Below are 14,079 nucleotides of genomic sequence, written 5' to 3'. Positions count from 1 at the left end.
GTATCATATATCACACAGCGAGATTATAGGAGGAAAAGCAATGAACGAAGTTAAAGTTAAATCTATTTACAGACATTTCAAAGGCGATTTATATTTAGTTGAGGATATAGCCATTCATAGTGAAACCAATGAAAAATACGTGGTATATAGAGCGTTATATGGGGATACAGGCTTATATATACGACCTTATGCGATGTTTATCTCGGAAGTAGACCATGGGAAATATCCGAATATCAAACAAAAATATAGATTCGAATTACAAACTATTAAAAGTGTTAAGGAAAAATAAGTCATTGAAAAATTATGATTTGCTTTCAATTGAGTGGTTATCTTTTTATAAGATTCTTCAACCCATTTCAAATAAAGACATTATCCTTTTATAAGTTTATTACATTCATTTATCATAATGGCAAAATTGAGGGAAATAACAAACTATGGTTATCAAAGGATTGTGACTATAAGAGAATATATGAAAATGGAGAAGTTATGATGAAACTAATGAATAATGATAAAGTGGTGTGGAGACTATTAGTTGCCTTTTTTCCCTTCGAGTTGATGTGATAGAGAGTCTTGTTTTATCTTGTTGACTTTATTAAGTTTTCCAAAAAGACAGTTAGGCAATAAATAAAATAATATAATTATATGGATAAAATAGATTTCTTATGATTGAGAGGTGTGTTTGAGATGAAAAAGGTTCTCGTTTTATTTATAATGTTAACTTTGCTTATGGGATGCAGTCAATCTGAATTTCATGAATATAAAGATAACTATATTAAAGAACAACATATCACAAATGTGGAAGAAGTATTCCATTATGAGAATAAACCTTATATCGAGGGAATAATATTTAAAGGAAAAATCAATCAGGAAGAACTTTACTATTATGAGGGAATACAAGGGAATGCAGAAGGATTTATTGAAAATGGTATGTATAGTGGACAGCCATTATTTATTGAAGAAAAGGCAACATATTATATCCATAACGGTGAAGACTACAGATATGATAAAAGCTTTTTTGTAGGTATAATTTATCAGAAATTATCAGAAGTATATTTTAAAGGGGAGAGCATCAAGTTTGATATTATAGAGACTACCCTTAATGATGAAGATATAACGTTGACCTTTTGGCTAATGCCATTTGACAATGGTGAAGAAGTCAGCATTTCTGATTTTGGAATTAAAGAGTAATAAGATGATGCATTTCTAAATTATTATTTGTTTCGTCTAAAAGTATGTCATGACTGAATACATTTTGAAAGATATATATCATATTGGACACCTTACAGGTGTCGTTTTTTATACAAAAAACAGTGAATCCTATAGATGCACTGCTTAGTGGGTTAACAAAATAGATTAGACAGACAAGAGGTTATCGCTTTACTTTATGTTTACGATTTTTCCAAACCTGACCCAAAATATCTTTAAGAACCAGCATAGCATCCAGGTCATTAAACTGATACTCACGCTGCATTTCATCCAACATTTGACTTAAACCATGAGCATAGTAGGGAATATTTACTTTGCTTTGATAAGAGAGCAAAATAGGATATTTTTTCCCCCATGCACTTGTCCAGTCAACTTTTTCTTCTGTTGCTTCACTGGTCTTTTCAATAATCTCTTGAATTTCTTTGATATCAATGTCAAAATCGATCAGCTCATCTAAAGATATATTGTAAAGAACAGCCATTTTTTTCGATTGGCGAATATCGGGAGTCGTTTCATTCGTTTCCCATTTTGAAACGGTTTGTCTGCTCACCCCTAACTTTTCTGCCACAACTTCTTGTGAAAGTCCGCATTTCTTTCTTGCATGAAATAAACTGTTTCCTAAATTCATAACCATGTCCTCCTTATCTTTTACAGCTTCATTATATCGTTAGGGAAGAGAAAACTCTACCCATTATAATGGTCAAATATGCCCCTTTTTTTAACATCAAATAAAGGATATTGTATCTCAATGCGTTTTTTGGTAAGATATAACATGTATGATTAAAGGAGAGAAAGTATGGCAAACAATAAGAAAAACGATGCAATAACCGCAATGGAAGTTGATTTTGCACAATGGTATACTGATGTCTGCCGCAAAGCTGAGTTAATGGACTATTCAAGTATCAAAGGTTTTATCATCTATCGTCCTTACGGCTATGCATTATGGGAAAGAATTCAAAGCTATTTAGATCAGCGTTTTAAACAAACCGGACATGAAAATGTTTATATGCCAATGTTGATCCCACAATCACTGTTGCAAAAAGAAGCAGATCATGTAGAAGGTTTTGCCCCGGAATGTGCAGTAGTAACAAAAGGTGGTTTGGATGAATTAGAAGAACCACTTATTGTACGTCCCACTTCTGAGACATTATTCTGCGAACATTATGCGAAAATAGTAAATTCCTATCGTGATTTACCAAAAAAATATAATCAATGGTGCTCAGTTGTCAGATGGGAAAAAACAACACGTCCATTTTTGCGTGGATCTGAATTCTTATGGCAGGAAGGACATACCATTCATGCCAGTAGAGAAGAAGCACGTGACGAAACGTTGGCTATTTTAAATATTTATGATGAATTAGCACGAGATCTTTTGGCAATTCCAATGGTGACCGGGCGTAAAACCGAAAAAGAAAAGTTTGCCGGAGCAGAGGAAACCTATACGATTGAAGCATTGATGCATGATGGAAAAGCATTACAGTCAGGAACGTCGCACTATTTTGGACAAGGATTTGCAAAAGCCTTTAACATTAAGTTTTTAGATAAAGATGGCAAACAAAAATATATTTATCAAACATCTTGGGGCGTATCAACACGTTTGTTAGGTGCTATTATCATGGTGCATGGGGATAATAATGGGTTAGTATTACCGCCGCGTATTGCTCCTACACAGGTTGTTATCGTTCCTATCCAACAACAAAAACCGGGAGTACTGGAGAAAGCAGATGAAATAGCTGCGCAATTAAAAGCAGCCGGGATACGTGTCAAGGTAGATGACAGCGATAAATCACCGGGATGGAAATTTTCAGAGGCAGAAATGCGCGGAATTCCTCTGCGTATTGAATTAGGACCTAAAGATATTGAAGCCAATCAATGTGTCATAGCAAAACGTAATGATGGGACAAAACAGACACAATCATTATCAGAAGATTTAGCCCAAATCATTCACGCTTTAATGGATCAGATCCATGATGAAATGTATGATCGTGCTTTAAAACATCGTGACACTCATACTCATACCGTTTCTACTTATTCAGAGTTCAAAGAAGTCTTAGAAACTAAAGGCGGATACATCAAAGCGATGTGGTGTGGTGATGAGGAATGTGAAAAGAAAATCAAGGATGAAACAGGAGCTTCTACACGTTGTATTGTTGAAGGGGAAGCCCATTCCGATAAATGTATCTACTGTGGCAAGGAAGCAAAGAAAATCGTTTACTTTGCTAAAGCTTACTAGAATCTATTCCAATAATAAAGTGAAATAATATAATCCTACTAAAATGGACAAATGTGGTCGTTAGATTCCTTTATCCATAAGAGTAGGATTTTATTATGTGAAAAACACTGTATCCTATAAAGCTAAGGTAAAAGATATTTGTCTATAAAACATGAATTTCAGATTGGATAGACTGTTAAAGATAGCTAAATTTCATAATTAGAAGTATAATATATACAGACTAGATGAAAAAACATTATTAAAGATGAAAATCTTCATATTCTTATATATAATACGAAAAAACTTTATTGGATGGGTTTAAAAATAGTGCAGTTTGGGAGGATGCAGTAATGAAAGAGATAGACTTAAACAAAATGGAAATGATGATGACAATATCTCATATTCCCACTAGCAAACACCTTGTAAATGAGACACTTCCTTTGCTGGAAGCAAATGCTGCCTTTTATTCATTGTTTGGGTTTGATGAACAAAATGACCTTATAACTGAAATTTTCGGGAAAAACAGCTTGAATTTTAAGGAGTTAAGAAAGAAGCTTGGTGGTTATTATGATGGAAAAGAAATACAGGCTGACCATCCTTTTATAAATAAAGAAGGAAAAAGCTTTTGGGTAAGACTGACAGTTATCTTATTAAAGGAAAAAGATGAAACAGAAATTGCCTATTTGACATATACACAGATAGATGATCTTTATCAAACTAAAAATAAATTGGAACAACTGAATGCAGAACGGACTGACAATTTTGAATGGATGATGGCAGAATATGGAGGAAATGTTTATATCAGTGATATGGATACATATGATTTGCTTTATGTGAATAAACATTCGTGTGATACTTTGCAGGTTAGTCAAAACCAATTGATTGGCAGAAAATGCTATGAAGCGATTCAGGGAAGAGCAAGTCCGTGTCCGTTCTGCACAAATTCTCGTTTAACTAAAGAAAAATCCTATGATTGGGAATTCTATAATCCAAATTTGAATCGTACATTCATAATTAAAGATAGAATGTTGGATTGGCATGGGCATAAAGCTAGAATAGAATTATCTTATGATATGTATAGTACAGAGTTTAAACTCGCTAAAAAAGATCAGGAAAGAGAAGCCATTTTAAAAACTATTCCTGCGGGAATGGCGAGGGTAGATGCTAGAGATTTTAAAACCGTCTTATGGCATAATGGAATCTTTTTAGATATGATCGGATATACCAATGAACAGTTCGAAGAAGAACTGCATAATGAATGTGCCTATTTACACCCAGAGGATCTAAAACGTGCATTATCACTCATTGACAGGATGAAAAAGACGGGGGATAATGTTTTGTTTGAAGCACGGGCGTATACACGTTCAAAAGAGGAACGTCTATGGACAGTCACCTTATGTTATATTAGTGGAGAAGACAGTTGGGATGGTATTCCTTCTTATTACAGTATTGGTCTTGATATTACAAATGAACGCAGACAGATTGAAAAACTGCAGCGTAAAGCTGAGAAGGATGCTTTAACAGGTATTTACAACCGTGATGCTACAGAAACACAGATTAAGGAATTTTTATGTGAACAACCCCAAACAATGAGTGCTCTATTCATGATTGATACAGATAATTTTAAGCATATCAATGATACACATGGTCATATGACAGGGGATATTGTATTAAGTGAGATGGCAGCCGGAATGAAAAGAATCATTAGTGAATCCGATTTAGTAGGCAGAATCGGCGGAGATGAGTTTACAATTTTTATGAAAGATATTCCTTCAATTGATGCTGCTAAAAATAAGGCTCAGGAATTGTTGGAAATGTTTCATCATCTTTTTGAACATGATAAAAAGACAATGAAGGTAAGCTGCAGTATTGGAATTTCTATTTGCCCTAAAGATGGAAATACTTTTGAGGAGATGTATTATTGTGCGGATAAAGCCTTATATCAGGCAAAAACCAATGGAAAGAACAGTTATGTCATTTATGATCCGAGTTTTGAAAAAGAATTGGCGCCGGTAGCTTCCTCCCTTGGGGCAATGATTGATTCAGAAAAGCATTATTCCGAGAGCTCAGATAACTTGGCACGTTATGTTTTCCGTATTCTTTATCAGATGGAAAATATCGATGAAGCTATAATGATGGTGTTGGAAATTGTCAGCAGACAATTTGATGTGGATCGCATTTATATTTATGAAAATATAAAGAAAGAAGAACAGATCAAAAAAACTTATGAGTGGAGTAGGGAGAAAATGTCTTTATCAATCGAGAACCCTGACTATATTCACTATGAACAGATAAAAAAATATAAAAACTTATTTGATCAAGATAATTGTTTTTATTGTCAAGATCTTCATAAGCTGCCGATTGAGCAATCTGAATTTTTTATTAAACAGGGAGTAAAGGCAACGCTTCAGTGTGCCTTTAAAGATGGAGAAAGGATCACCGGATTAGTAAGATTTGATGAGTGTACAGGACGGCGTATATGGAATAAAGAAGAAATCAGTACATTGTCTTTAATCTCAAATATATTGGATGTTGTTTTAAGAGCAAAGCGAAATAAATAAGGGATTAGATGTATGTAAGCAAGGTTAAACGATGATTTTATCATCGTTTTTTATAAGCGTTTATAGTATAATGAAAAATGAGGTGAAACATATGCAATATATGAGTAGAGAAGAGCGATTACTGCCTATTACATCGGTAAGGAATACACGTGATTTAGGCGGATACGAAACACAGAGTGGGGCTTATACAAAATCACATAAATATGTTCGTTGTGCGGGAATGGACAATTTAACGGAAGTGGACCGTCAATATTTAATTGATTATGGAATGCGTGCAGTCATTGATCTAAGAAGTGGGGCAGAACGTCAAAAGGAACCTAATGTCTTAATGGATGATGATGTCATTAAATATTACAGCATTGATTTATTTGGTGGCGGCGATGCGGTTTTAGTTCCCCAGAACATGGATTTTAAAGATATGGGAGATTTGTACTGTGTCTTATTGGATCAAGCTCAGCCAGCCATTAAAGAGGTATTTAAAACATTTGTGCAATATCCTTATGACGGCGTTATTTTTCATTGTTCAGCGGGGAAAGATCGTACCGGGGTCATTGCTGCATTGCTTCTTGATCTGGCAGGATGCCATGAGTACGATATCGTGAAAGATTACTCAGAATCTTATGAAAATAATATGGAGATTAATGAGAAATTGGAAAAGATGCTTGAACCCGGACAAGTGCGTTATTTATATTCAGAACCACTCTATATGATGAAAATGTTGAATCATTTGCGCGATCATTATGGAAGCAGTCAGGAATATCTAGTGAAAATTGGATTAACGAATGAAGAAATCGACGAATTAAAAGAAAATTTTACATTTTAATGAGTAATTCCTCCTAATGTATAGAATATTTACGTTAGGAGGATTATTTTTATGACAGATTTAGATAAAATGAGTTTAAAAGAGAAAGATAAATTATTAAGGGGAATTATCAGAGAATATCAAAAAGCACAACTGCAGTTAAGATTGATCAATGAAAAGGAATTTTACCCACAATTACAATATAATGTCATTAAGGATCGTCATGCCCCTTATAACCATTTAGAAACATCTATGATTAATTATATAGAAAAGAAAGAGAACTTGGAAACGGTTGTTACTTTTATTGATGGGATCTTAGCTTCATTGCCTAAAGAAATTTATCAGCTGATTGAAAAAGATTATTTAAACCCCAACAAAAGGGAATGGTGGAATGAATATTATTCACGTTCGACTTATTATCGTTTGCGTAAGAAAGCATTAGATGATGTTTTATTTTATTTGATAAAATGATATAATAAGTCTAAGAGGTGAAAATAATGGATTATTTAGCAAAAATTACAGAAGTTTTGGAACCAAAATTAAAAGGAAAAACATTAACGGAAGAATCTAATTTTAAAGATCTTGGAATTGATTCATTAGATTTAGTGGACTTAGTATTCCAAATGGAAGAAGCATTAGACGTGCAATTTGAAGATGAAGAGCTACTAACCATCAAAACAGTCGGAGATTTGATTCACTTAGTAGAAGCAAAAAGACAATAATCATGAATGCCTATCTTATGATAGGTGTTTTTTTATGTGCAGTTTAATATAAATATGATTTTATGAAAAAGTCATTCACCCATTATTTTGAGAAGATATCATAATTGCTGAGAATAAGTTAGATGAGGTGATTGATTTGGAGAGAGAAACTTTAGAGTATTTATTAAATCAACTCTCACTTACATTAAGCAACTATCACGATTTAGATAAGTTAAAAGAAGATCTGATAGAATATGCAGCATTTATGAGTGATGTATATGGACAGCCTGATTATTTTAGTGATTTTTATATAATAAAGCAACGCTTCTTATTATATTTAAAACAGCACCATTATCATCATCAGGATTTTACATGTTTTCAGCGACATCTGATTTTACGTTGTCTTTTAGAAAACTATTCTTTTCAAGAATTAGATCAGTTTGTAAAAAGAAAAATAGGGGATGAAGAAATGGAAGAGACTTACCGAAAATATTTTGGGATATAAAAAGGACTACTTTCGTAGTCCTAAATGAACGATTTTGACTTCTAACATCAGCAGCATCACAAGACAGATTGTCCAGGCAAAGACGCCTGTCATGTCAATGTTTAAACGTGCTAAATAAAGCTGAGCCCCAATCCCGGTACGTGTTTGAATCAGTACTTCTGCCATTACGCCGATCTTTAAACTTAAAGGCAGAATCGCATCGACCGCAGAATAAATATACGGCTTGATGAGGGGTAAATAGACCCTAAAGATTAAAAACGGCATCGGGTGCTGATATTGACGAATGATATCAATCAAACTGGCATCAATGTTTTTCATTCCCGTCAGAATATTATGATAGACGATCGGAAAGGTCATTAAAAGAATGATGATGAGAATGCACATAAACTGATCAAACCAAACAAGCAGAATAATCATATAGGAAATCTGCGGAATGGTTTGCAGAAAAGAAAGAATGGGGCTTAGGAAAGCTTCAACCTGTGAATGAAAGGAAGCAAGCAGTCCTAAGCTGATTCCCAATAGAAGCGCAATCAGAAAACTTAAATTTGCACGGAGAAGGGTTGTTGCCACCGCTCCATAAAATTTACCTGATAACAGCATTTCGTAGATTCTCGTAAAAACATGGATGGGCTGAGGAAGCAGAACTTCTCTGGCTGTCAGCATGGCTAGAAATTGCCATAGTAGGATCAATATAATGATCGATAAACATTTTTTATTCATTCAATAACATGCTGTTATCAAAATCAATATTAAATTCTTTTAAGAAAGTTGTGATATCATTTGTAACATCTTTAGCTTTCTTATACTTAATATTTTGCTTATCTAAAGATTTTAAAGTCACTTCTTTGCTAGGTAATTTTAATGTATCGACACCAATCGTGTCTAAATATCCATCCATACCATTAAAACCGCCATCGCAGTATTCCTGGATCTGTTTTGTTACTTCTTTGACCGCCTCACTGTCTTTAGCAAAAATAGCGGCTTGCGGATATCCGTATTCTGTTCCTTTAGCGTCAGCATAGGCTTGCTGAAGATCCATTAAGACCTGCAATTCAATCCCTTCACTTTTAGCTTTAGCAATGGTTGCGGTGGCTAGTGGTTCAGCGAGCAATCCCACTTTGCTTTGACCGCTTAATAACTGAGTCTGCACATAATTACCGGCATTATAGTAATTAGGGGTTAAAGCAGTGTCAATATTGGCAGTATTGTAAATCTTTTCCGGTACAGCACCCTGACCAAATAAAGCAATTTCACCTTGTTCACTCAATGCTTCCTGGCCGGTTCCGACTAAATAAAGGTTTCCCCAAGTGATGATACTGTCGAGACGATAATCAGTCTGATTCGCAGCTATCAATTTTCCACCAAGATTGATGGGGGCAATGATGAGATCATACTCACTGTCTTTTTTAGAGAGCTCAGCAATCAAAAGATCGGTGCCTTCCACAATCGTGACATTATGATCTTCGTAAATGCTAGTGAGCGCCAATGACGGCGCACCACTAGGACAAAGGATATTTAGTTTTTTACTTTCGGTTTTTGGACTGCTGCTGCATCCCCCTATAAATAAAAGTGTACAACATAATAAATATTTAATAAACTTCATACGACTTCCCCCGTTAATCCTTATCCGGATATTTTTCCCTCTTACTGTAGGTTGTGTGTAATAATTCATGAGCTAAGTGTGAATTTGGGGCTCCTAAGAAATTATCATACAATTCTTGAATCTGTTTGTTTTTATGTGATTTTCTTACTGGCAATGATTCATCTTCATCATAGAGTGCTTTAGCACGTGCTAATTTATAGTTAAACCCGCTGTTTCGTACTAAGGCATTGATATAAGATTGTCCGCCACCATTGACACATCCGCCAGGACATCCCATGATTTCAATAAAATGATAAGGCGATGTTCCTTTCTTGATATCTTCCAACAACGGACGAGCGACGCTCATTGATTGAGCAACAGCAACTTTTACTTCTAAATCCCCGATGTTGAGCGTAGCTTCTTTAAGTCCTTCGACACCACGCACTTGCTGATATTCGATTTCTTCAATGTCTTGGTTTGTTAAAACATCGGCCACTGTTCTTAATGCAGCTTCCATAACACCACCGCTGGCACCAAAAATCACCCCGGCTCCACTGTATTCTCCAAAGAAATCCTGATCGAACTGGTCATCTGCTAAGTCTTTAAAGTTGATTCCGAACATTTTGATCATCTTGCCAAGTTCACGTGTTGTAATAACCGCATCAACATCTTTCATTCCGTTATTGATCATTTGTTCACGTTCTTTTTCCCCTTTTTTAGCGACACAAGGCATAACGCTAACAACATAGATATCTTTCGGATCTAAACGCTGCTGTTTTGCGTAATAAGATTTAGCCATGGCACCAAACATCATATGCGGGGATTTACAGCTTGATAAATGATCTAATATTTCTGGATATTGAGTTTCTACATAATTGACCCATCCTGGTGAACAAGAAGTAATCATTGGCAAAACACCATCTTCTTTAACACGATGGATGAATTCATAGCCTTCTTCCATAATGGTCAAATCGGCTGCGAAGTTTGTATCATATACTCGGTCAAATCCCATCATTTTAAGAGCGGCTACCATTTTACCGGTAACACGAGTACCGATCGGCATGCCAAATTCTTCACCGAGGCTGGCACGAACCGCTGGTGCTGTTTGCACAATAACATGTTTATGTGGATCGTTGATGGCATTGATAACATCATGAATTTCTTCTTTTTCATGAAGTGCCCCAACCGGACATACATTGATACATTGTCCGCACTGCATACAGTTGACATCATTGAAACTGCGGTCATAAACCGGACCGACTTTAGTTTTAAAGCCACGATCCATGAATCCGAGAACACCTAATCCTTGAATCTTCTTGCAGGCCGCAACGCATCGTCCGCATAAAACACATTTAGACGTATCACGAACGATTCCTGGTGATACCTCATCAAAAGTAGAAGGTGTTTTATTTCCTGCATAGGCATCTTCACGCACACCTAATTCCTGACATAGACGCTGTAATTCGCAATTTGTGTTGCGAATACATGACAAACAGTCTTTAGAGTGATTCGATACAATTAATTCTACCACATTTTTTCTTGCTTCTAAAGCACGAACAGAATGTGTTTTGACAACAAGTCCTTCTCTTACCGGATAAACACAAGCTGCACATAAGGTACGTGCCCCTTCAATTTCTACCTGACAAACACGACAAGCTCCGGTTCCGGTCAAATCTTTTAAGTAGCAAAGAGTAGGGATGTGAATACCATTTTCTCTAGCAACTTCTAAAACAGTCTGACCTTCTTCGGCTTCAACTACACGATTATTGATTGTTAGTTTTATTTTTCCCATTATTCTCATCTCCTACTTTCTTTCGATTGCTTCAAAGTGACAAGCTTTGATACAGTTTCCACACTTGATACATTTTTCCATATCAATATGATATGTTTCTTTACCTACAGCACCGCTTATTGCACTTACCGGACATTGACGTGCACATAATCCACATTTTCTACATTTTTCTGCATTGACTTTATATTCTAACAAGGCTTTACAGATTCCGGCAGGACATTTTTTATCTACGACATGGGCGATATATTCGTCTTTAAAATGTTCTAAAGTAGATAAGACAGGGTTAGGGGCAGACTGTCCCAAACCACATAATGCTGTGTCTTTGATTGTATGAGACAACGTTTCCAGTTCATCTAGTAAGTCTAAAGTTCCTTCACCGTTGCAGATTTTCTCTAAAATTTCTAACAAACGTTTAGTTCCGACACGACAAGGTGTACATTTACCACATGATTCATCAACGATGAAATCCATATAGAAACGGGCAACGTCTACCATACAGTTATCTTCATCAAGGACGATCATCCCACCAGATCCCATCATAGAACCTAATTTGATCAGTTCATCAAAACCGATTGGTGTATCTAACTGTTCTTCGGTTAAGCATCCGCCACTTGGACCACCGGTCTGAACTGCTTTGAATTCTTTACGGTTAGGGCATCCGCCACCGATTTCATAAATAATTTCTCTTAATGTGGTCCCCATTGGCACTTCTACTAATCCGGTATTGGTGATTTTTCCGCCAAGCGCAAATACTTTTGTTCCCGGAGAAGTTTCTGTTCCGATGGATTTAAACCAATCCGCTCCATTTAAGATAATCTGGGTAAGGTTTGCATATGTTTCTACATTGTTAATGATGGTTGGTTTTCCCCAAACCCCACGTTCAGCCGGAAATGGCGGTTTTGGAATCGGCATCCCTCGCTCCCCTTGAATAGATTGAATCAAGGCCGTTTCTTCACCACAGACAAAAGCTCCGGCTCCCAAACGGATTTCCAAATCAAAGTCAAATCCGGTACCAAAAATATTATCTCCTAATAATCCTAATTCTTTTGCTTGTGAAATCGCTGTTTCCAAACGTTCCACAGCAATTGGATATTCTGCACGAATATAAATATATCCATGATGGGCACCGATTGCATATCCGGCAATGGCCATTGCTTCTAAAATACTATGTGGATTTCCTTCGAGAATTGAACGATCCATAAAAGCTCCCGGATCTCCTTCGTCAGCATTACAGATGACATATTTTTCATCTCCCGGCTGATTTAATGCAGCTTGCCATTTCACTCCGGTAGGGAAACCTCCACCACCGCGTCCACGTAAACCACTGGCTTTGATTTCGTCCACTACTTCTTGCGGGCTCATTTCCGTTAATGCTTTTCCTAAAGCGGCATATCCGTCTTTTCCGATATATTCTTCAATATTCTCAGGATCGATGACACCGCAGTTATGCAGCGCAATTCTTTTTTGCTTTTCGTAGAATTTAGTGTGATTGATGTCCAAGATTTCTTTGCTGACTTCATCGCTCTCATTCAGCATTAATCGTGTAACCGGACGTCCTTTATAGAAATGTTCCATGACAATTTCTTTGACATCTTCCGGCTTCACAGATTTATAAATGATATTGTCCGGATAAATGCAGATATTTGGTCCAAAACCACATAGACCTAAGCATCCTGTCTTTAAAACGGAAACTTCATTTTGTAAACCGATACTGCGGATTTCTTCTTTAAATAGTTCAATCAATTCCCCGGAATTTCCGATTGTACATCCTGTACCGGCACAAACCATGACTTGAATTCTTTCCATGTTTCATCCTCCCCTATTGCTTATACTTTCCAACGGTATATTCCGTTACTACTTGTCCTTCGATTAAATGGCGAGTTACAACTTCTGCTGCTTTTTCTGCATCCATTAATACATAGGTTGTTTTGTTTCCCTCTTTATCAAAAACTTCGACGATAGGCTCTAATGTACACATTCCGATACACCCTGTCTGAGTGACTGTTACTGGTAAATGATGCTGTGCTACTTCTTCCACTAATTTATTTAATACGGGCCTTGCTCCTGCGGCAATACCACAGGTTGCCATTCCAACGACAACACGATATTGATTTTCATCATCAGAACGCATTGCCATTTTCTTTTTGGCTTGTTCTCTCATTTTCTCTAAATCTTTTAATGACTTCATTGGCTGAGTCCCTCCTTTATATAGTCCTTAAGCCATAGTATGATTTCCGGCTCATTTATTTTAACACCATCCAAGATGGCTTTTATTTCTTTTGTATCTAAACAGAATTGATGCGTATCGCTTGTATAGGTAAAGAGATAATCAATTTGATCGTTTGCTTGAACTAATGTAGCTAAGGTTTCCGCTAGATCTCCTAATGGCGGAGTATCCCAATGATTTTTAATGTAGCATGCTTTAATCATGGTTCCTTTTCCAACAGTGGATGAAATATCGAAAGTTCCTCCTGTTGCTAAAACGCCTTCTTTAAAAAGCGGGACACCTAATCCTACTTTTCTAGTCGTACGAGTGGTAAAGAAAGGGTCCATGACATGCTGAATCGTTTCTTCATCCATACCACAGCCATCATCTTCAACAATGATCTCAATCATGTTTTCTTTTTCACTGTCATGAATGCGGATGGTAATCATTTTAGCTAGGGCACGAATCGAGTTATATACAATATCTAATAAATGCATTGCAATATCAGGCAT

15 protein-coding genes are annotated in these 14,079 nt (G+C 36.2%); 8 read left to right on the top strand and 7 right to left on the bottom strand.

Features of this window, described 5'->3' with window-relative positions:
* Window positions 1-40: 40 nt before the first annotated feature.
* Together BN1225_RS06385 and BN1225_RS06375 are read left to right on the top strand one after the other, a co-directional pair.
* Window positions 41-289: a DUF1653 domain-containing protein gene (locus BN1225_RS06385; RefSeq protein ID WP_041138944.1), complete on the top strand. Its 249-nt coding sequence runs from the start codon at window positions 41-43 to the stop codon at window positions 287-289.
* A 422-nt stretch (window positions 290-711) separates the two neighbouring features.
* Complete coding sequence (locus BN1225_RS06375; RefSeq protein ID WP_147585189.1) at window positions 712-1,188, top strand: hypothetical protein; 477 nt, start codon at window positions 712-714, stop codon at window positions 1,186-1,188.
* Window positions 1,189-1,369: 181 nt separating this feature from the next.
* Here BN1225_RS06375 and BN1225_RS06370 read toward each other — a convergent pair whose 3' ends face one another.
* Entirely contained in the window at window positions 1,370-1,834 is a 465-nt protein-coding gene (locus BN1225_RS06370; protein WP_041138941.1) for a helix-turn-helix transcriptional regulator, read from the bottom strand.
* 168 nt (window positions 1,835-2,002) lie between these two features.
* Between BN1225_RS06370 and proS the strand changes: the two genes are divergently transcribed.
* From proS to BN1225_RS06340, 6 genes are all read left to right on the top strand, one after another.
* Window positions 2,003-3,439 (top strand): proline--tRNA ligase, encoded by a 1,437-nt coding sequence (gene proS, locus BN1225_RS06365; RefSeq protein WP_041138940.1) that lies wholly within the window; start codon window positions 2,003-2,005, stop codon window positions 3,437-3,439.
* A gap of 329 nt (window positions 3,440-3,768) precedes the next feature.
* Window positions 3,769-5,979, top strand: a complete 2,211-nt coding sequence (locus BN1225_RS06360) for a sensor domain-containing diguanylate cyclase (RefSeq protein WP_041138939.1) — start codon at window positions 3,769-3,771, stop codon at window positions 5,977-5,979.
* A gap of 91 nt (window positions 5,980-6,070) precedes the next feature.
* Window positions 6,071-6,802, top strand: a complete 732-nt coding sequence (locus tag BN1225_RS06355) for a tyrosine-protein phosphatase (protein ID WP_041138938.1) — start codon at window positions 6,071-6,073, stop codon at window positions 6,800-6,802.
* A gap of 51 nt (window positions 6,803-6,853) precedes the next feature.
* Window positions 6,854-7,252 carry an MG284/MPN403 family protein gene (locus tag BN1225_RS06350; protein WP_041138937.1) on the top strand — a complete coding sequence of 133 codons (399 nt, stop codon included), beginning with the start codon at window positions 6,854-6,856 and terminating at the stop codon, window positions 7,250-7,252.
* A 26-nt stretch (window positions 7,253-7,278) separates the two neighbouring features.
* Window positions 7,279-7,503, top strand: coding sequence for an acyl carrier protein (locus BN1225_RS06345; RefSeq protein WP_041138936.1), 225 nt, complete (start codon window positions 7,279-7,281; stop codon window positions 7,501-7,503).
* A gap of 136 nt (window positions 7,504-7,639) precedes the next feature.
* Window positions 7,640-7,987 carry a hypothetical protein gene (locus tag BN1225_RS06340; protein ID WP_041138935.1) on the top strand — a complete coding sequence of 116 codons (348 nt, stop codon included), beginning with the start codon at window positions 7,640-7,642 and terminating at the stop codon, window positions 7,985-7,987.
* A gap of 6 nt (window positions 7,988-7,993) precedes the next feature.
* On the opposite strand, the gene BN1225_RS06335 is transcribed toward BN1225_RS06340, so the two are convergent.
* The 6 genes from BN1225_RS06335 to BN1225_RS06310 are packed head-to-tail and all read right to left on the bottom strand — an operon-like array spanning window position 7,994 to window position 14,079.
* Window positions 7,994-8,707, bottom strand: a complete 714-nt coding sequence (locus BN1225_RS06335) for an ABC transporter permease (protein ID WP_041138934.1) — start codon at window positions 8,705-8,707, stop codon at window positions 7,994-7,996.
* Complete coding sequence (locus tag BN1225_RS06330; protein WP_041138933.1) at window positions 8,700-9,590, bottom strand: hypothetical protein; 891 nt, start codon at window positions 9,588-9,590, stop codon at window positions 8,700-8,702. The genes BN1225_RS06335 and BN1225_RS06330 overlap by 8 nt, the downstream gene beginning before the upstream one ends.
* A 13-nt stretch (window positions 9,591-9,603) precedes the next feature.
* Window positions 9,604-11,361 (bottom strand): NADH-dependent [FeFe] hydrogenase, group A6, encoded by a 1,758-nt coding sequence (locus BN1225_RS06325; protein WP_041138932.1) that lies wholly within the window; start codon window positions 11,359-11,361, stop codon window positions 9,604-9,606.
* 12 nt (window positions 11,362-11,373) lie between these two features.
* Window positions 11,374-13,167: an NADH-quinone oxidoreductase subunit NuoF gene (locus BN1225_RS06320; protein ID WP_041138931.1), complete on the bottom strand. Its 1,794-nt coding sequence runs from the start codon at window positions 13,165-13,167 to the stop codon at window positions 11,374-11,376.
* A 13-nt stretch (window positions 13,168-13,180) separates the two neighbouring features.
* Entirely contained in the window at window positions 13,181-13,549 is a 369-nt protein-coding gene (locus BN1225_RS06315; protein ID WP_041138930.1) for a (2Fe-2S) ferredoxin domain-containing protein, read from the bottom strand.
* Window positions 13,546-14,079, bottom strand: a complete 534-nt coding sequence (locus BN1225_RS06310) for an ATP-binding protein (protein ID WP_041138929.1) — start codon at window positions 14,077-14,079, stop codon at window positions 13,546-13,548. Before BN1225_RS06310 ends, BN1225_RS06315 begins: the two co-directional genes overlap by 4 nt.

The sequence above is a fragment of the Beduini massiliensis genome, assembly GCF_000829905.1.
GTDB classification, from domain to species: Bacteria; Bacillota_I; Bacilli_A; order Erysipelotrichales; family Coprobacillaceae; genus Beduini; species Beduini massiliensis.
Note: the sequence above shows the minus strand (reverse complement) of the source record. Positions and strands in the feature narration are given on the sequence as shown.

Bases quoted from the DNA above. Each gene is read 5' to 3' on its own strand.
- BN1225_RS06385 (WP_041138944.1), top strand. From the start codon at position 41: ATGAACGAAGTTAAAGTTAAATCTATTTACAGACATTTCAAAGGCGAT.
- BN1225_RS06375 (WP_147585189.1), top strand. From the start codon at position 712: ATGTTAACTTTGCTTATGGGATGCAGTCAATCTGAATTTCATGAATAT.
- BN1225_RS06370 (WP_041138941.1), bottom strand. From the start codon at position 1,834: ATGAATTTAGGAAACAGTTTATTTCATGCAAGAAAGAAATGCGGACTT.
- proS (WP_041138940.1), top strand. From the start codon at position 2,003: ATGGCAAACAATAAGAAAAACGATGCAATAACCGCAATGGAAGTTGAT.
- BN1225_RS06360 (WP_041138939.1), top strand. From the start codon at position 3,769: ATGAAAGAGATAGACTTAAACAAAATGGAAATGATGATGACAATATCT.
- BN1225_RS06355 (WP_041138938.1), top strand. From the start codon at position 6,071: ATGCAATATATGAGTAGAGAAGAGCGATTACTGCCTATTACATCGGTA.
- BN1225_RS06350 (WP_041138937.1), top strand. From the start codon at position 6,854: ATGACAGATTTAGATAAAATGAGTTTAAAAGAGAAAGATAAATTATTA.
- BN1225_RS06345 (WP_041138936.1), top strand. From the start codon at position 7,279: ATGGATTATTTAGCAAAAATTACAGAAGTTTTGGAACCAAAATTAAAA.
- BN1225_RS06335 (WP_041138934.1), bottom strand. From the start codon at position 8,707: ATGAATAAAAAATGTTTATCGATCATTATATTGATCCTACTATGGCAA.
- BN1225_RS06330 (WP_041138933.1), bottom strand. From the start codon at position 9,590: ATGAAGTTTATTAAATATTTATTATGTTGTACACTTTTATTTATAGGG.
- BN1225_RS06325 (WP_041138932.1), bottom strand. From the start codon at position 11,361: ATGGGAAAAATAAAACTAACAATCAATAATCGTGTAGTTGAAGCCGAA.
- BN1225_RS06320 (WP_041138931.1), bottom strand. From the start codon at position 13,167: ATGGAAAGAATTCAAGTCATGGTTTGTGCCGGTACAGGATGTACAATC.
- BN1225_RS06315 (WP_041138930.1), bottom strand. From the start codon at position 13,549: ATGAAGTCATTAAAAGATTTAGAGAAAATGAGAGAACAAGCCAAAAAG.
- BN1225_RS06310 (WP_041138929.1), bottom strand. From the start codon at position 14,079: ATGCCTGATATTGCAATGCATTTATTAGATATTGTATATAACTCGATT.